General features: G+C 45.9%; 10 protein-coding genes, 2 tRNA genes, 3 rRNA genes and 2 pseudogenes. 12 read left to right on the forward strand and 5 right to left on the reverse strand.

Annotated elements, in window-relative coordinates; all coding sequences use genetic code 11:
- Window positions 1-16: 16 nt before the first annotated feature.
- From atpA to glmS, 6 genes are all read left to right on the forward strand, one after another.
- The gene (gene atpA, locus JEU20_RS06950; protein WP_198244495.1) at window positions 17-1,558 is read left to right on the forward strand and encodes a F0F1 ATP synthase subunit alpha; all 1,542 of its coding nucleotides are present in this window, start codon (window positions 17-19) and stop codon (window positions 1,556-1,558) included.
- Between the two features lie 12 nt (window positions 1,559-1,570).
- Window positions 1,571-2,434, forward strand: a complete 864-nt coding sequence (atpG, locus tag JEU20_RS06955; protein ID WP_198244497.1) for a F0F1 ATP synthase subunit gamma — start codon at window positions 1,571-1,573, stop codon at window positions 2,432-2,434.
- 33 nt (window positions 2,435-2,467) lie between these two features.
- Window positions 2,468-3,847, forward strand: a complete 1,380-nt coding sequence (gene atpD, locus JEU20_RS06960; RefSeq protein ID WP_198244499.1) for a F0F1 ATP synthase subunit beta — start codon at window positions 2,468-2,470, stop codon at window positions 3,845-3,847.
- Window positions 3,848-3,858: 11 nt separating this feature from the next.
- The gene (locus JEU20_RS06965; protein ID WP_198244501.1) at window positions 3,859-4,281 is read left to right on the forward strand and encodes a F0F1 ATP synthase subunit epsilon; all 423 of its coding nucleotides are present in this window, start codon (window positions 3,859-3,861) and stop codon (window positions 4,279-4,281) included.
- Between the two features lie 177 nt (window positions 4,282-4,458).
- Window positions 4,459-5,829, forward strand: coding sequence for a bifunctional UDP-N-acetylglucosamine diphosphorylase/glucosamine-1-phosphate N-acetyltransferase GlmU (gene glmU, locus JEU20_RS06970; protein WP_198244503.1), 1,371 nt, complete (start codon window positions 4,459-4,461; stop codon window positions 5,827-5,829).
- A gap of 1 nt (window position 5,830) precedes the next feature.
- Window positions 5,831-7,660 carry a glutamine--fructose-6-phosphate transaminase (isomerizing) gene (gene glmS, locus JEU20_RS06975; RefSeq protein ID WP_198244505.1) on the forward strand — a complete coding sequence of 610 codons (1,830 nt, stop codon included), beginning with the start codon at window positions 5,831-5,833 and terminating at the stop codon, window positions 7,658-7,660.
- On the opposite strand, the gene JEU20_RS06980 is transcribed toward glmS, so the two are convergent.
- Genes JEU20_RS06980 through JEU20_RS06995 form a run of 4 tightly spaced genes read right to left on the reverse strand, consistent with a single transcriptional unit; the run spans window position 7,661 to window position 10,382 of the window.
- Window positions 7,661-8,146: a nucleoside deaminase gene (locus tag JEU20_RS06980; protein WP_198244507.1), complete on the reverse strand. Its 486-nt coding sequence runs from the start codon at window positions 8,144-8,146 to the stop codon at window positions 7,661-7,663.
- Window positions 8,147-8,150: 4 nt separating this feature from the next.
- Entirely contained in the window at window positions 8,151-9,218 is a 1,068-nt protein-coding gene (metA, locus tag JEU20_RS06985; RefSeq protein WP_198244509.1) for a homoserine O-succinyltransferase MetA, read from the reverse strand.
- A gap of 7 nt (window positions 9,219-9,225) precedes the next feature.
- Entirely contained in the window at window positions 9,226-10,071 is an 846-nt protein-coding gene (locus tag JEU20_RS06990) for an ATPase (RefSeq protein WP_198244511.1), read from the reverse strand.
- A 5-nt stretch (window positions 10,072-10,076) separates the two neighbouring features.
- A complete protein-coding gene (locus JEU20_RS06995) occupies window positions 10,077-10,382 on the reverse strand; it encodes a DUF6763 family protein (RefSeq protein ID WP_198244513.1) in 306 nt (101 codons plus the stop codon).
- Between the two features lie 433 nt (window positions 10,383-10,815).
- Here JEU20_RS06995 and JEU20_RS07000 point away from each other — a divergent pair.
- The 5 genes from JEU20_RS07000 to rrf all read left to right on the forward strand — a co-directional run bounded on the left by JEU20_RS07000 (window position 10,816) and on the right by rrf (window position 17,032).
- Window positions 10,816-12,493: ribosomal RNA gene (locus tag JEU20_RS07000) — 16S ribosomal RNA — on the forward strand.
- Between the two features lie 68 nt (window positions 12,494-12,561).
- Window positions 12,562-12,638 (forward strand) — tRNA-Ile (locus JEU20_RS07005).
- Between the two features lie 182 nt (window positions 12,639-12,820).
- Window positions 12,821-12,896 (forward strand) — tRNA-Ala (locus tag JEU20_RS07010).
- A gap of 293 nt (window positions 12,897-13,189) precedes the next feature.
- A 23S ribosomal RNA gene (locus tag JEU20_RS07015) occupies window positions 13,190-16,792 on the forward strand.
- A gap of 124 nt (window positions 16,793-16,916) precedes the next feature.
- Window positions 16,917-17,032, forward strand: a 5S ribosomal RNA gene (rrf, locus tag JEU20_RS07020).
- The 16S, 23S and 5S rRNA genes sit together here with 2 tRNA genes alongside, the layout of an rRNA operon.
- Before the next feature lie 247 nt (window positions 17,033-17,279).
- Here rrf and JEU20_RS07025 read toward each other — a convergent pair.
- Window positions 17,280-17,653: pseudogene (locus JEU20_RS07025) on the reverse strand (integrase core domain-containing protein); the annotation flags it as partial.
- Window positions 17,654-17,902: 249 nt separating this feature from the next.
- Between JEU20_RS07025 and JEU20_RS07030 the strand changes: the two are divergent.
- A pseudogene (locus JEU20_RS07030) lies at window positions 17,903-18,172 on the forward strand (hypothetical protein); the annotation flags it as partial.
- Window positions 18,173-18,195: the final 23 nt, after the last annotated feature.

Consider the following 18,195-nt stretch of genomic DNA (forward strand, 5'->3'; position numbering starts at 1 on the left):
GAGTGGGAAAAACAAAATGCAATTAAATCCATCTGAAATTAGTGATCTGATCAAAAAGAAGATCGAAAGCTTTGACGTCTCGGTTGAAGCACATACAGAGGGTACTGTTGTCAGTGTGACTGATGGTATCGTCAGAGTACATGGTTTGTCAGAGGCCATGCAAGGTGAAATGCTGGAATTTCCCGGCGGCTCTTATGGCATGGCATTGAACTTGGAAAGAGATTCTGTGGGTGTGGTTATGTTGGGTGCGTACCAGCATATCACCGAAGGAGACACCGTAAAATGTACCGGGAGAATTTTGGAGGTACCCATAGGCGAGGCTCTGTTAGGTCGTGTCGTTGACGCTTTAGGGAACCCAATCGATGGTAAAGGTCCGATTGAAACGGAATTGTCTTCGCCGATTGAGAAAATTGCACCGGGTGTTATTGCCAGGCAGTCTGTAGATCAACCTGTCCAGATTGGTTTGAAATCGATCGATTCGATGATTCCGGTAGGACGCGGTCAACGGGAATTGATTATTGGTGATCGTCAAACGGGTAAAACAGCCATTGCAGTCGACGCTATCATTAACCAAAAAGGCACAGGTATTAAATGTATCTATGTCGCGATCGGCCAGAAGCGTTCGTCGATTGCAAACGTGGTACGTAAATTGGAAGAGCATGGCGCGATGGATCATACTATTGTCGTTTCAGCGTCAGCATCGGAATCGGCGGCATTGCAATTTATTGCACCTTACACCGGCTGTGCCATGGGTGAATATTTCAGGGATATCGGTGAAGATGCGCTGATTATCTATGATGATTTAACTAAGCAAGCCTGGGCTTATCGTCAGATTTCATTGTTGTTACGTCGCCCGCCGGGTCGTGAAGCGTATCCGGGTGATGTCTTCTATATTCACTCACGGCTGTTAGAGCGTGCCGCTCGAATCAATGCCGCGGAAGTTGAAAAACTGACTAACGGTAAAGTTAAAGGTAAAACCGGTTCTTTAACCGCTCTGCCAATTATTGAAACACAAGGTGGTGATGTTTCGGCGTTCGTTCCAACGAACGTTATTTCAATTACCGATGGACAGATATTCCTGGAAACCGATCTATTCAATGCCGGTATTCGCCCTGCTGTTAATGCGGGTTTATCCGTATCACGGGTAGGTGGCGCGGCACAGACTAAAATCATTAAAAAATTGGGCGGCGGTATTCGTCTGGATTTGGCGCAATATCGTGAATTGGCGGCATTTGCTCAATTCGCATCGGACTTAGATGAGAGTACGCGTAAACAGATTGAGCGTGGTCAACGGGTAACTGAATTGATGAAGCAAAATCAATACAGTCCAATGTCGGTTGCGGAAATGGCTGTATCATTGTATGCCGCTAACGAAGGTTTTCTTGACGACTTAGAGGTTGAAAAAGTACGCGATTTTGAAAGCGCATTACAGGCGTATATGAAATCAGAACACGCTGACTTATTGGCAACAATCAATGAAACCGGTGATTACAACGCTGATATCGAAAAAGGTATTCGTTCCGCGATTGAGGATTTCATTAAAAACAATACCTGGTAAAGGGGCAGTTTAATGGCTGTTGGTAAAGAAATACGCACTCAGATTACGAGTATTAAAAATACTCAGAAGATTACGCGCGCTATGGAAATGGTAGCGGCAAGTAAGATGCGTAAAACAAAAGAAAAGATGGATGCAACACGGCCGTATTCGAAAAAGATAAGCCAGATTATTAAACATCTGGCTCATGCGAATCCGGAATATAAACATCCATTCCTGCAGGAGCGAGATGTTAAACGTGTTGGCGTCATCGTCGTCAGTTCAGACCGGGGCTTGTGCGGTGGATTGAATTCCAATCTGTTTCGAGTGATCTTGAAGCATTTTCAAGAGTGGGAGCAGGCTAAAATCGAAATCGATGTCGCTGTCATTGGGAGCAAAGGAGTCAGTTTTTTTAGTGGTATCAATGCCAATATTGTTGGGCAGGTCACTAAGCTAGGTGATACACCGCACCTGGAAGATATTGCTGGGTTGATTAAGTTGATGCTGGATGCCTTTTATCAGAAAGAGATTGATGCACTGTATCTGGCAAGCAATGAATTTGTGAATACCATGACACAGAAACCCGGTGTTGAGAAATTGCTGCCGATTTCAGAAACAGATCTGGAAGAGGATTTATCCGGGCATTGGGATTATTTGTATGAGCCTGATGCACAAGAGGTTCTGGATATCTTGCTGAGCCGTTTTGTCGAGGCGATTGTTTATCAAGGTCTGGTAGAAAATAATGCCTGCGAGCAGTCTGCCCGAATGGTTGCAATGAAGAGTGCATCGGATAATGCAGGAAATATCATTGATGAATTGCAATTGGTGTATAACAAGGCCAGACAAGCCGCCATTACGCAGGAAATTTCAGAAATCGTCAGCGGTGCCGCAGCGGTATAACTGATTTATAAAGAGTATTAAGAGGACGAAATAATGAGTTTGGGTAAAATCGTTCAGATTATTGGTGCGGTGGTTGACGTGGAATTTCCACGCGAGAGCCTGCCAAAAGTCTATGATGCGTTAAATGTTGAAAGTGTCGGACTGGTTCTGGAAGTTCAGCAGCAATTAGGTGATGGTATTGTTCGTACAATCGCCATGGGAACTACCGATGGACTGAGTCGTGGTGTTGAAGTCAGTAATACCGGTGAAGCGATTAAAGTACCGGTAGGACAGGAAACATTGGGACGAATCATGAACGTGTTAGGTGACGCGATTGATGAAAAAGGCCCAATTGGCGAAAAAGAGAAATGGGTCATTCATCGTGAAGCACCAAGCTATGAAGACCAGGCTCCTGCCAATGAATTATTGGAAACCGGTATTAAGGTTATTGATCTGGTCTGCCCATTTGCTAAAGGCGGTAAAATCGGTTTGTTCGGTGGTGCTGGTGTGGGTAAAACCGTCAACATGATGGAGCTGATTCGTAACATTGCAATCGAGCATAGCGGTTTCTCGGTTTTTGCCGGTGTAGGTGAAAGAACGCGGGAAGGGAACGATTTTTACCATGAAATGACCGATTCTAACGTTATCGATAAGGTATCGCTGGTTTACGGTCAGATGAATGAGCCACCCGGAAACCGTTTACGTGTTGCATTGACCGGATTGACGATGGCGGAATATTTCCGTGATGAAGGCCGCGATGTATTGTTCTTTGTCGATAATATTTATCGTTATACCTTGGCTGGGACTGAGGTTTCTGCATTGTTAGGACGGATGCCTTCAGCGGTAGGTTATCAGCCTACGTTGGCGGAAGAAATGGGTGTGCTTCAAGAACGAATTACATCGACAAAAACAGGCTCGATTACGTCTATCCAAGCGGTCTATGTACCGGCGGATGACTTGACCGACCCTTCACCCGCAACTACCTTTGCGCATTTGGATGCGACTGTTGTATTGTCCAGACAAATTGCGGAATTGGGTATTTATCCGGCTATTGATCCATTGGACTCCAGTAGTCGCCAGCTTGATCCTTTGGTTATTGGTGAAGAACATTACAATGTAGCCCGTGCCGTACAAGGGACATTACAGCGTTATAAAGAATTGCGTGATATTATTGCCATTTTGGGGATGGATGAGTTGTCAGAAGAAGATAAACTGACTGTTGCCCGTGCGCGTAAGATTCAACGCTTTTTATCCCAGCCGTTCTTTGTCGCTGAAGTCTTCACCGGTGCACCTGGCAAATATGTCTCATTAAAAGACACTATTGCTGGTTTTAAGGGTATCATTGACGGGGAATACGATGATATTCCTGAGCAAGCGTTTTATATGGTCGGTACCATTGATGAGGCGCTTGAAAAAGCCAAAAACATGAAATAAGAGAGTCTGACATGACAATGACAGTACATGTAGACATCGTTAGTGCTGAAAAGGAAATTTATTCGGGATTAGCGGAAATGGTCTTCGCATCGGCTGAATTAGGCGAGGTTGGTATTGCGCCTCGTCACGCCCCGTTTATCACTAAATTAATGCCTGGAGAAGTTCGGGTCAAGGTAAATGAAACGGAACAACAGTCCTTTTATGTGTCAGGTGGGTTGTTGGAAGTTCAGCCACATGTCGTAACCGTTTTAGCGGATACGGCGATTCGTGCTAAAGATATTGATGAAGCGGCAGCCTTAGAAGCTAAAGCTAGAGCCGAAGAGTCTTTGAGCGATAAATCGGGCAAAATTGATTATGCCAAAGCACAAGCTGAATTGGCCGAAGCCATTATGCAGCTTAGAACACTGGAAAAACTCAGAAAGCGTGGTATGTAGCGTTTTTTGATAAAGCTTAATAAAAAACCCGATATCAGTCATGATAGCGGGTTTTTTTTTGCCGAATGGTTTAAATCACAATAAATTCATCTAAAATTCTAAAAGGTTATGTATTTTAACCGGGATAACCCAGGTTAACTGTTCACTACTGAGATAAACTAATCAATAGGAAATGCTATGGCAATAAAAACAATTATTCTGGCAGCGGGGCAAGGGACCAGGATGCGTTCAGCTTTGCCCAAAGTATTGCATGACATTGCCGGAACACCTCTGCTGGAACACGTTTATGAGACTAGTCGGAAACTTGATAAGAATTCGATTTATATTATCTATGGACATGGTGGTGATACCGTAAAACGTCAGTTGGAGAAACTTGATGCCACATGGATAGAACAAAAAGAGCAAAAAGGGACAGGTCATGCGGTACAACAAGCAGTCGATTATATCGCTGATGATGATACGGTTTTGATTCTATATGGTGATGTGCCATTGTTGCAGCATCACACAATCGAAAAATTACTCAATAAAGTGGATGATGACAGTTTAGCCTTGCTGACCGTAAATCTTGATGATCCGAATGGCTATGGACGTATTGTCAGAAATTCAGAAGGTCGCGTTATTCGTATTGTCGAACAAAAAGATGCGGATATGGAGACGCTAAAGATCAAAGAGGGCAATACCGGAATTTTAGCGGTTAATGGCGGTAAACTGAAAAAATGGTTATCGCGACTTGAAAGCAATAATGCACAAAATGAATTTTATCTGACCGATGTGATTGAAATGGCAGTTCAAGACGGGCTTGTGATTAAGACAACTCAGCCTGAAAGTCAGGATGAGGTTTTAGGCGTCAATAATCGGGAGCAATTAGCGTATCTTGAGCGTGTTTATCAAAGTCGTAGGGCTAAAGAGCTGATGCAACATGGTGTAACATTGCGCGACCCCAGTCGTGTCGACGTTCGCGGCAGTTTTGAATCTTTAGGCCGAGATATTATCGTTGATGTCAATGTCATTTTCGAGGGAAAAAACACGATTGCGGATAATGTCAACATTGGACCTAATTGCATTATTAAAAATGCGACAATACAGGCGGGAGCGCAAATTTTAGCTAACAGCATTATTGATGAGGCCGAAGTCGGGCCGGCGAGCCGGGTAGGTCCTTTTGCACGGTTACGTCCGCAGGCAAAACTGGCAGATCATGTTCATATCGGTAATTTCGTCGAAATCAAGAAATCGACTGTTGGTTCTGGCAGCAAAGTGAATCATCTGAGCTATATTGGTGATAGTGAAATCGGTCAACAGGTGAATATCGGTGCCGGAACGATTACTTGTAACTACGATGGTGTGAACAAATTCAAGACCATAATTGGTGATAATGCATTTATCGGTTCAGATTCGCAATTGGTTGCGCCGGTTACGATTGGTGCGGGCGCGACGATTGGTGCAGGGTCAACGATTACTCGGGATACCCCCGAAAATCAATTAACATTATCGCGTGTCAAACAAATATCAGTCAGTCATTGGCAACGACCTGTCAAAAAGGAACAATAAAATGTGTGGAATTGTAGGTGGAATTGCAGAACGTAATGTCGTCCCTATTTTGCTGGAAGGTTTAAGAAGGCTTGAGTATCGGGGATATGATTCAGCCGGCCTTGCGGTAGTCAACGAAGGCAAAGTCATCAGAAAGCGTGCCTTAGGTAAGGTCAGTGAATTACAAGCCCAAATTGACCAGGATCCTATCAGAGGCTCACTGGGTATTGCTCACACACGCTGGGCAACGCATGGAAAACCGAGTACAGAAAATGCGCATCCGCATATTTCCAATGACGCTATTGCCGTTGTGCATAATGGCATTATTGAAAATCATGTGACATTAAAAAGTAATCTGGAATCGGATGGCTACGTGTTTACGTCTGAAACGGATACGGAAGTTGTCGTTCATAAAATTCACCAAAATTTGGCTGAAGCACCAAGTCTATTGGATGCTGTAAAAAAGACTATAACATCATTGGAGGGTGCTTATGCCTTAGGTGTTATCAGTAAAGACTATCCAGATACGCTAGTGGCCTGCCGCAAAGGCAGTCCTTTGGTTATTGGCGTCGGTATTGGTGAATATTTTATCGCCTCGGATATTGCCGCCTTATTGCCAGTGACGCAGCGCTTTATTTTTCTGGAAGAGGGGGATGTCGCTGAAATCAAAACCGATGCACTGGTTATTTATGATAAAGACGACAAAATCGTTGAACGGCCGATTAAAACCAGTCAACTCACATCAGATGCTGTCGATAAAGGGCCTTATCGGCATTATATGATGAAAGAAATTTATGAGCAGCCCTGGGCATTATCGCAAACCATGGAGGGACGTTTCATTGAGGGGCATTTGCAGGAACAAGCCTTTGGGCATTTGGCCAGCGAAATATTTGATCAAGTCCAATCAATACAGATTCTGGCATGTGGAACGAGTTATCATGCCGGACTGGTTGCAAAATACTGGTTGGAAAAATTAGCACGAGTTCCGTGTAATATTGATGTGGCGAGTGAATTTCGATATCGAAAGCCCGTCATTTCAGAAAATACGCTGGTGGTAACTATTTCACAATCGGGGGAGACCGCCGATACTTTGGCCGCCTTGCAGGAAGCTAAAAAGCTAGGCGTGAAATATGCGCTGACGATTTGTAATGCGCCGGAAAGCTCGTTAGTCCGTGAATCTGATTTGGCTCTGATGACGCGGGCAGGCCCCGAAATTGGTGTGGCGTCTACAAAAGCCTTTACCACCCAGCTTGTCGCCTTATTACAATTAGTGATTGCGGTGGGTCGGCGCTTTGAATTGAGCGAAGAACTTGAACGCGAAATCGTTTCGGAATTGTATACGTTGCCTGGTGCTGTTGAGAAGGTATTGAAGCTGGATGGTGAAATTGAACGATTGTCTCAGCAATTTGCTGAAAAACACAATGCCTTATTTTTAGGTCGTGGAACACAATATCCCGTCGCTATGGAAGGGGCGCTTAAATTAAAAGAAATTTCCTATATTCATGCCGAAGCTTATCCGGCAGGTGAATTAAAACACGGTCCCTTGGCATTAATTGACGCTGAAATGCCGGTTATCACGGTTGCACCGAATAATTCCTTGTTAGAAAAATTGAAGTCAAATATGCAGGAAGTCAGTGCGCGGGGAGGGCAATTGATTGTTTTTATGGATGAGACGTTGGCCGGGGAGGAAAGCGAAAATGTACAGATTATTCCCGTTCCTAAAGTAGCCAATATCATTTCGCCGATTGTTTACACGATTCCTTTACAACTATTAGCCTATCATGTCGCGGTATTGAAGGGGACCGATGTGGATCAGCCCAGAAATCTGGCAAAATCGGTCACTGTAGAATAGCTAATAGAGTATTTTATGATCAATTTTCAGCCATTCCTCAAACGGACGACTCGCAGTGTCCAGAGGAATGTGCTGCATAGGGATACGGCGTTCTTCGGGAGGCTTGGCAATTTCCTCGTAAATAAAGGCATCGTCAAAGCCTGATTTGGCCGCGTCAAAGCGCGTACTGGCAAAAAATACGCGCTCCAAACGTGCCCAGTAAATGGCGCCTAAACACATCGGGCAAGGTTCGCAGCTGGTATATAGTGTGCAGCCTGTCAATTGAAAGTCCTGTAAATTTTGGCATGCGGATCGAATCACCATGATTTCGGCGTGTGCGGTTGGGTCGAGATTCGGTGTAACTCGATTACCACTCGATGCAATAATTTTATTATTTTTGACGATGAGTGCGCCATAAGGGCCGCCATTGGCTTCATTTACATTCTGTGTCGCCAAGTCTATCGCCTGATGTAGAAAGTGTTGGTGTGAACTCAGAGCTATAGTCATGATTCTATTTGAGGCCTAAGGGGTTATCAGGATCAATGCCATCCATGAAAGGCAGTCTGCGATCTCGGTTGGTCAGCTGGTAAACCTTACCTAACCAATTATTGAAAACCGCTTTCGCCGTATCGCGCCAAGTAATATCGAGGTGTTCACGAATTTCGGATTCTGGAAAGGCAGGGAAAGCCATTTTTTTGTTTTTAGCGGAAATGACATCCTGCTTGTAATCTGTCAGGAGCGCTTGAACGATGTCATTAAAATAGTTTTCAGGAAAAGGGGGATAGTCAGCACGCTCATGATTAAAAAAACGGATGACTTCACGTTTATATTCTTTCATTAAACTGATGTCATCATATTCAGGATGTCCCTGAAAGAACACGACACGAAAACCATCCGGGCTAACGGCTAAATGAACCCCCGCGTCATCACTGGCCACTAAAACTTTTAAGCCGTGTTGTTCCATGTCTTTCTGAAAAACCTCATTAAAGCGAGAATGAGGAACATCAAATCGAGTATTGATTTCAATCACCAGAGGATGGAGGCGATCAATCACCTTGTGTGAAAAAACGCCCCAGCGTTTAGCGGGTAAGGGGGTGCGTTCAATACCATAACAATATTGGATTAAAGCATGTGTGGCCAGGCAAGAACATAAAATCGATGTGACGTTTTGTTTGGCCCAGGCAAATACTTCAGTAAGGGGTTGCCAGAATGCTTCTTGTTGTAAATGGGGGTGGGTGACGTTGGCACCACTGATAATTAACGCATCCAATCCATCCTGTTTTATTTGTTCGAAAGTTTCATAATACTGTACGATATGCGCCTTCGCTTCAGGGCCGCGTTCTAATCCTTCGATGGTAAATGGGTGAACATGAAACTGCGCGATTTGATTACACGCACCTAATAACCTGAAAAATTGACGTTCAGTCGCTTCCAGCGCCGCATCAGGCATGATATTCAGTAGACCAATATGCAATTCACGAATATCTTGTTGTTGTGCGCGGTCAGGCGGCAAAATTTCTTCGCCTTCAGCCTGTAAGCGTTTAAAAGTCGGTAAATTGGTATGAGCAACTAGTGGCATGGCAGAGTCAGGATTGTTTGGCAATCGCATCGGCGATTAAATGGATGAAGTCATCTTCACTCGTAACATTTGCCGTGTCTTCGGCGCTGACTGTATAGCCAAATTGGTCGGCGATAGCCTGATAGCGTGGAAGACGAGACTTAAACAAATGAGGGAAAACCCAGCTCACAAAATCATCGGGTGGAATTTGATTGCTGTCACGGTAGCCTCGCTCCGCCATATAAAGTGTAAGCTGTTCGTCTAAAAATGCTTCGCGATAATATAAAGGCTTTGGGTCGGACTTTGCGCGAGCAATTATCGTTTTCTCCAGGGATGGTGGGATTTTTATATAGATAATGAGTGTGTGTTCGGCGAGTGTTTCCAGAACACCGGGGTCATCAAGTTCACAGACACTACCGCCGGCATCATTGATAAAATTGGTGTAGCCATAGATTTGTTCTGCCTTTTCAATAAACGCCGGTACATCATTCATTGCCGCGATTTCAGCCTGTCGATGGAGATTTTGACGTCGTTTGAATTCGTCTAAGGGCAGGCCACCTAAATCAGGGTTACCTAACTTACCTAAAAAGCAGGAAACCGGGTCAAGATTGTCAAACGTAATGTTATTGCGAATGTAAATCGAATCATTCAATAATAATTTGCGTAAAAAAGGGACATCCATTGCCTGGCGTTTAACATTGTCCAAAATTGGTTCATCCAGGTATTTTGTTCCAATTCGGTAGTCTCCAGAATAATGAAACCATCGGCTTCGCGGTAGCTTTTTGGCTAAGGTTGTTTTGCCTGCACCAGACATGGCAAGTAAAGTAATGCTTTTGGACTTCCAGTCCAAAAAGTCTTGCGGTGACATTTTCATAGGGCTTAAAAGTCGTTCAATTTATCCAAGTCTAAAGGATCAGCATCGGTGGCCGTATGCATATCCGGATCGGAATAACCCAAATCATCGGGTTCCAAATCATCAAAAGGAGCGCTCCAGTCTTCTGGTGCTTCAATATAATCAAAGGTAGAATTGTACCAGCTATCTGAATCGTACTCGCCAATATCCCCATTGATGTATTGCACTTCGATCGTGTTATCCGAGTCTTCGATAGCAACTACTTTGAAGCTCAAATCATTTTCAACATCTTTATACCAGCGTCCAATAACAGGATCGGTTACCGTAGTCATAACAGCTCTCCAAAAGAAAAAGTGTTACCACTAAAGATACCAGAAAAATAAAAAAATGTATGTGTAAAAACCGTTTGACAGTTTTAAAGAAGTGAGTATAATGGCCTGCTCTTTCGCGATGGAATTGCGAAGTGCCGGGACGGCGGGGTTGGCGATGTTTTTTTGTTCCAACTTTTTTAAAAAGGATTTGACAGACGGATTTGGGTCTGTATAATGGTCGGACTCAACGGGGCAGGTTGCTCCGGACCGGTTATCCGGCCGATGCTCTTTAACAAAACAATCGAAATAATTTGTGTGGGTACTTGTGGTGGATATTTTAGACTGTACTAAGATATTCGACACAGATATTCATGTCAATTCTAAAGCAGAATTTACGTTGATTCTGGGTCGAGCCAAGATTGGATACTCGTCTTACAGAGTATCAAACATTATTAAACTGAAGAGTTTGATCATGGCTCAGATTGAACGCTGGCGGTATGCTTAACACATGCAAGTCGAACGGTAACAGGCCCTTCACCTAAATTTATTTGCTAAAGAGCAGTTGAGAACACATGCGATAGATTTAGGTGAGGGGTGCTGACGAGTGGCGGACGGGTGAGTAACGCGTAGGAATCTGCCCAGTGGTGGGGGACAACTTGGGGAAACTCAAGCTAATACCGCATACGACCCTCACCTAGAATTGAGTGTTTTTTATTGAGGATATGTTAGGAAGTCATTGTTCTGACATATTCAGTAGAGAACATTGAATTCTAGGTGAGGGTGAAAGCGGGGGATCTTTTTAGACCTCGCGCCATTGGATGAGCCTGCGTTAGATTAGCTAGTTGGTGGGGTAAAGGCCTACCAAGGCGACGATCTATAGCTGGTCTGAGAGGACGATCAGCCACACTGGGACTGAGACACGGCCCAGACTCCTACGGGAGGCAGCAGTGGGGAATATTGGACAATGGGCGAAAGCCTGATCCAGCAATACCGCGTGTGTGAAGAAGGCCTGAGGGTTGTAAAGCACTTTCAGAAGGGAGGAAAACACACGGGCCAATACCCCGTGTCTTGACATTACCTTCAGAAGAAGCACCGGCTAACTCCGTGCCAGCAGCCGCGGTAATACGGAGGGTGCGAGCGTTAATCGGAATTACTGGGCGTAAAGCGTGCGTAGGCGGTTTGTTAAGTCAGAAGTGAAAGCCCTGGGCTCAACCTGGGAACGGCTTTTGAGACTGGCAGACTAGAGTTGAGTAGAGGGGAGTGGAATTTCCGGTGTAGCGGTGAAATGCGTAGAGATCGGAAGGAACACCAGTGGCGAAGGCGACTCCTGGACTCAAACTGACGCTGAGGTACGAAAGCGTGGGTAGCAAACAGGATTAGATACCCTGGTAGTCCACGCCGTAAACGATGTCAACTAACCGTTGGGCGCATTGAGCGCTTAGTGGTGGAGCTAACGTATTAAGTTGACCGCCTGGGGAGTACGGCCGCAAGGCTAAAACTCAAATGAATTGACGGGGGCCGCACAAGCGGTGGAGCATGTGGTTTAATTCGATGCAACGCGAAGAACCTTACCACCCCTTGACATCCCAGGAATCCTTTAGAGATAGAGGAGTGCCTTCGGGAACCTGGAGACAGGTGCTGCATGGCTGTCGTCAGCTCGTGTCGTGAGATGTTGGGTTAAGTCCCGTAACGAGCGCAACCCTTATCCTTAGTTGCTAGCAGGTTAAGCTGAGAACTCTAGGGAGACTGCCGGTGATAAACCGGAGGAAGGTGGGGACGACGTCAAGTCATCATGGCCCTTATGGGGTGGGCTACACACGTGCTACAATGGCCGGTACAGAGGGCAGCGAACTCGCGAGGGTAAGCAAATCTCACAAAGCCGGTCCCAGTCCGGATTGCAGTCTGCAACTCGACTGCATGAAGTCGGAATCGCTAGTAATCGCGAATCAGAATGTCGCGGTGAATACGTTCCCGGGCCTTGTACACACCGCCCGTCACACCATGGGAGTGGGTTGCTCCAGAAGTGGCTAGTCCAACCTTTTAGGAGGGCGGTCACCACGGAGTGATTCATGACTGGGGTGAAGTCGTAACAAGGTAGCCCTAGGGGAACCTGGGGCTGGATCACCTCCTTACAAAGACAGCTAAAAGCCGTCATGAGTGTCCACAACAAATTATTTCGATTGAGAGAGAAGATGAGCCTGGGCCTGTAGCTCAGTTGGTTAGAGCGCACCCCTGATAAGGGTGAGGTCGGAGGTTCAAATCCTCCCAGGCTCACCAATTTTGCGTTGTTCTGCGTTAAATGCTCGCTCACGTACTAACGTACGCTACGCGACCATTTGCCTTGATCAACACAAAATCCGAATAATCTAAAAGGCGAATCAAAAGGATTGGTCATGATAGATTAAACGGGAGATGGTCTGGGAAAGCGGGAATTGCTTAACAGCAAATACCAGTTTACTGGGGCCATAGCTCAGCTGGGAGAGCGCCTGCCTTGCACGCAGGAGGTCGGGAGTTCGATCCTCCCTGGCTCCACCATCATGAGGCAGGTGGGAAGAAACCAATGCTATCTGATTTCGATAAAAACTATTATCGAGAACCGATAGCATTAGTTTTTAAAAAGACTAATAGCTCTTTAACAATGTGGAAATCTGTAACCGATTCTTAAACAGAATCGAAACGAGTTACATCAAACAATAGGCGACTATTGACTTGATGCTAATGAGTTCTCAAGCAGAAAAATCGTAGTGTCAGCTGACGATATAACACAACAGATGTTCAGCCGCAGTTTCGAAAGAAAGTGCAGTCAAACAGACTGATTGGGGTTATATGGTCAAGTGAATAAGCGCATACGGTGGATGCCTAGGCAGTAAGAGGCGATGAAGGACGTTGTAGCATGCGATAAGCCACGGGGAGAATGCAAACATTCTTTGATCCGTGGATTTCCGAATGGGGAAACCCAATCGACACCAAGTCGATTATCCTTACCTGAATACATAGGGTAAGGAGGCGAACCGGGAGAACTGAAACATCTAAGTACCCCGAGGAAAAGAAATCAACCGAGATTCCCTAAGTAGCGGCGAGCGAACGGGGATTAGCCCTTAAGTCCAGCACCATTTAGTGGAATGCTCTGGAAAGTGCAGTCATAGATGGTGATAACCCAGTACACGAAAAATGGTGCTGAATGAAATCGAGTAGGTCGGCGCACGTGAAACGTTGACTGAATATGGGGGACCATCCTCCAAGGCTAAATACTCCTTACTGACCGATAGTGAACCAGTACCGTGAGGGAAAGGCGAAAAGAACCCCGGAGAGGGGAGTGAAATAGATCCTGAAACCGTATGCGTACAAGCAGTGGGAGCCCCTCACCTTCAGATGGTATTCTGGTGTTTAAAACACCACGCCTCTAAGGTATAAAAAGCACCACTGAAGTTGAGACCAACATGTATTATGTTTATGTACTTCAATCAAAGGCAGATGAAGAAAAATTTTACCTGGGTAGCACGACGGATTTAAAACGACGTGTCGAAGAACACAATCAAGGTAAAAATAAGTCAACGAAAACACAGCAATGGACATTGGTGTATTACGAAGCTTATACAACAGAATCAGCAGCCAGAGAACGGGAGCATAAACTAAAACAAGATGGTCGAAGAAACGATTTTTAATGCAACGCATAAAAAAAGAGTTTAAAACAAACTAGGGGCCCCGCACCTAAATTAGGTGATGCGCCGGCGAGTCAAACATTACAACGTTAATAAAACGTTGTAGATACCGTACCAGAATAATTTAGGTGCGGGGTGACTGCGTACCTTTTGTATAATGGGTCAGCGACTTACATTTTGTGGCAAGCTTAACTGAATAAGGGAGGCGTAGCGAAAGCGAGTCTTAATAGGGCGAAAAGTCGCAAGGTGTAGACCCGAAACCGGGCGATCTATCCATGGCCAGGTTGAAGGTTGGGTAATACCAACTGGAGGACCGAACCGACTTATGTTGAAAAATGAGCGGATGAGCTGTGGATCGGAGTGAAAGGCTAATCAAGCCCGGAGATAGCTGGTTCTCCTCGAAAGCTATTTAGGTAGCGCCTCGTGTATAACTGTTGGGGGTAGAGCACTGTTTCGGCTAGGGGTCATCCCGACTTACCAACCCGATGCAAACTCCGAATACCAACAAGTTGCAGCACGGGAGACACGGCGGGTGATAAGGTTCGTCGTGGAAAGGGAAACAGCCCAGACCGTCAGCTAAGGTCCCAAAATCATAGCTCAGTGGAAAACGATGTGGGAAGGCCCAGACAGCCAGGAGGTTGGCTTAGAAGCAGCCACCCTTTAAAGAAAGCGTAATAGCTCACTGGTCGAGTCGGCCTGCGCGGAAGATTTACCGGGGCTAAGCTATGTACCGAAGCTACGGATTCATCCTTTAGGATGAGTGGTAGAGGAGCGTTCTGTACGCCTGCGAAGGTGAACTGAGAAGTTTGCTGGAGGTATCAGAAGTGCGAATGCTGACATGAGTAACGATAATGGGGTGAAAAACCCCACGCCGAAAGCCCAAGGTTTCCTGCGCAACGCTAATCGACGCAGGGTTAGTCGGCACCTAAGGCGAGGCCGAGAGGCGTAGTCGATGGAAAACAGGTTAATATTCCTGTACTTGTTATAGCTGCGATGGGGTGACGGAGAAGGCTAGGTCAGCGACCTGTTGGATTAGGTCGTTTAAGCGTGTAGGGAGAGAGCTTAGGTAAATCCGGGCTCTTGTTAATCCTGAGGCGTGATGACGAAGCATGCTTTTTAAGCGTGCGAAGTGATTGATGCCCGGCTTCCAAGAAAAACCTCTAAGCTTCAGGCTATGACGAGCCGTACCCCAAACCGACACAGGTGGGTGGGATGAGAATTCTAAGGCGCTTGAGAGAACTCGGGTGAAGGAACTAGGCAAAATGGTACCGTAACTTCGGGAGAAGGTACGCCCTTGGTAAGTGAAGCCCCTTGCGGGTGGAGCTGAAGAGGGTAGCATTAAACTGGTGGCTGCGACTGTTTAGCAAAAACATAGCACTCTGCAAACACGAAAGTGGACGTATAGGGTGTGACGCCTGCCCGGTGCCGGAAGGTTAATTGATGGGGTTACCCCTCACCTAGATTATTTATAAAATGTATTACGTTTATGTACTTTATAGTCGAGAAAAAGACACGTTTTATTTAGGTTATACCGCTGACTTAAAACAGCGTTTTAATCAACATAAAAACGGAGCAAATAAATCGACTAAAAAACACAAGATTGGATACTTTCTTATTATGAAGCTTACTTAACAGAGCAGGCTGCAAGAAAAGAGAAAGTAACTTAAAGCGTAGTGGAAAAGCGTATCATAGTTTGAAACAACGAATACGTGACAGTTTAGATAATCTAGGTGAGGGGGGAAGCTCTTGATCGAAGCCCCGGTAAACGGCGGCCGTAACTATAACGGTCCTAAGGTAGCGAAATTCCTTGTCGGGTAAGTTCCGACCTGCACGAATGGCGTAACGATGGCCACACTGTCTCCACCCGAGACTCAGTGAAATTGAAATTGCGGTGAAGATGCCGTATACCCGCGGCTAGACGGAAAGACCCCGTGCACCTTTACTATAGCTTTACACTGGACTTTGAACCTACTTGTGTAGGATAGCTGGGAGACTGTGAAGCGAGGACGCCAGTTCTCGTGGAGTCGTCCTTGAAATACCAGCCTGGTATGTTTGAAGTTCTAACCTAGGCCCGTTATCCGGGTTGGGGACAGTGTATGGTGGGTAGTTTGACTGGGGCGGTCTCCTCCCAAAGCGTAACGGAGGAGCACGAAGGTACCCTAATCCTGGTCGGAAATCAGGAGGTTTGTGCAAAGGCATAAGGGTGCTTGACTGCGAGACGGACGTGTCGAGCAGGTACGAAAGTAGGTCTTAGTGATCCGGTGGTTCTGAATGGAAGGGCCATCGCTCAACGGATAAAAGGTACGCCGGGGATAACAGGCTGATACCGCCCAAGAGTTCATATCGACGGCGGTGTTTGGCACCTCGATGTCGGCTCATCACATCCTGGGGCTGAAGCAGGTCCCAAGGGTATGGCTGTTCGCCATTTAAAGTGGTACGCGAGCTGGGTTCAGAACGTCGTGAGACAGTTCGGTCCCTATCTGCCGTGGGCGTTTGAGATTTGAGGGAAGCTGCTCCTAGTACGAGAGGACCGGAGTGGACGTTCCTCTGGTGTTCCGGTTGTCACGCCAGTGGCATTGCCGGGTAGCTATGAACGGACAGGATAACCGCTGAAAGCATCTAAGCGGGAAGCCCCTCCCAAGATGAGATCTCACTGGGACTTAAAGTCCCCTGAAGGGCCGTTGAAGACCACAACGTTGATAGGCGGGATGTGGACGTGCAGTAATGTATGAAGCTAACCCGTACTAATTGCCCGTGAGGCTTGACCATATAACACCCAATGAGTTTGGTGTTATGTGAGCGATGACATAACGTTTTGACTGCATGAGATTACAGATTTCTGCATCGAGGGGAAACCCTCAAGGCAACGGCCTTTACAGGCCAAAACAGTTTGCCTGGTGAACATAGCGAGCGTGAACCACCCGATCCCATCCCGAACTCGGAAGTGAAACCGCTTAGCGCCGATGATAGTGTGGCAGGTTGCCATGTGAAAGTAGGGAATCGCCAGGCTCTTAAAATAAAGCCCAACCTTAATACTAAGGTTGGGCTTTTTTGGCCTGTCGTCAAGTTAATCATGATGAGTACCATAGCGCCACTACAGTCTGGTCATAGACACATTCAGCACTCACACCGCCAAAATAACGAAACGCTGCATCATGTATCTGAATAAAGCGCGCCGTATCAATCGGTTTGTCCGACACACTGACATGCATCAACCGCGGTAAATGTCAAAGTAACTGTCGCCAAAAGTTGAAAATTAATGAATGATATTGGGCTTGTTGACTGAGCGCGAATCATTCGGTTTATCAGGATTTAGGCAGACGTCAGATTGCCAATCCCAGTTTCGGGTATGTTGACTCCATCGTTTGGGGTTTTGAGCTTTAGCGGCCTCATAGACCGCTTTACGCTGGATTATCGCCTGATCTTTAGCCTCATGGCGTTGGGCCGGTGTGACAAATTGAATACCACTATGCCGATGCTGGTGATTGTACCAGTCCACAAAGCCTGCGACCCATTCCCTGGCAGCCGCTATTGTCTCAAAGGGCTGTGAAGGATATTTAGGCGTATATTTAAGCGTCCTGAATAGGGATTCAAATAAGGATTGTCATTACTCACCGCTGGCCGACCCCTAAGAAAAATCATACCTGTCGCCTAGGAAATTTTAAATCAGGAGACAAAAATGAGCGTATGTTAGCCAAAATTTAAAGTACAATCAGTAGAAAAGCATTATCCAGAAGACCAGAACAATCGCTAGTAGAAATTGCAGTTTTGAAGCCTAAGAAAAATCATCGAAAAAACAGAGTTCATTCAAGATTGGAATACAGTAGAACGTTTTGAAGCCATTGTCATCTCACCGATGATCAGGCTAGCGCCTATTGTCGTGAACAAGGCATCTACTTACATCATCTAAATACCTGGAAAGCGGAATTTTTGTCAGAATCTAAATCAACAGAATCCGTATATAAACAGGCGCAAACAAAACTCAAACAAGAAAACAAGCGTTTGCATAAGGAGCTAAACCGCAAAGAGAAAGCGTTATCAGAAACAGCGGCTTTACTGGTGTTATCAAAAAAGTGCCAAGCGATCTGGGGGAAAAGGCGGCCGATTAATCGCCTACTCAGATCGCCAACACTACAGCGCACTCATTGATGAAGCCGTTGACAATGGAGCGC

It is taken from the genome of methane-oxidizing endosymbiont of Gigantopelta aegis (genome assembly GCF_016097405.1).
Classification (GTDB): domain Bacteria; phylum Pseudomonadota; class Gammaproteobacteria; order Methylococcales; family Methylomonadaceae; genus Methylomarinum.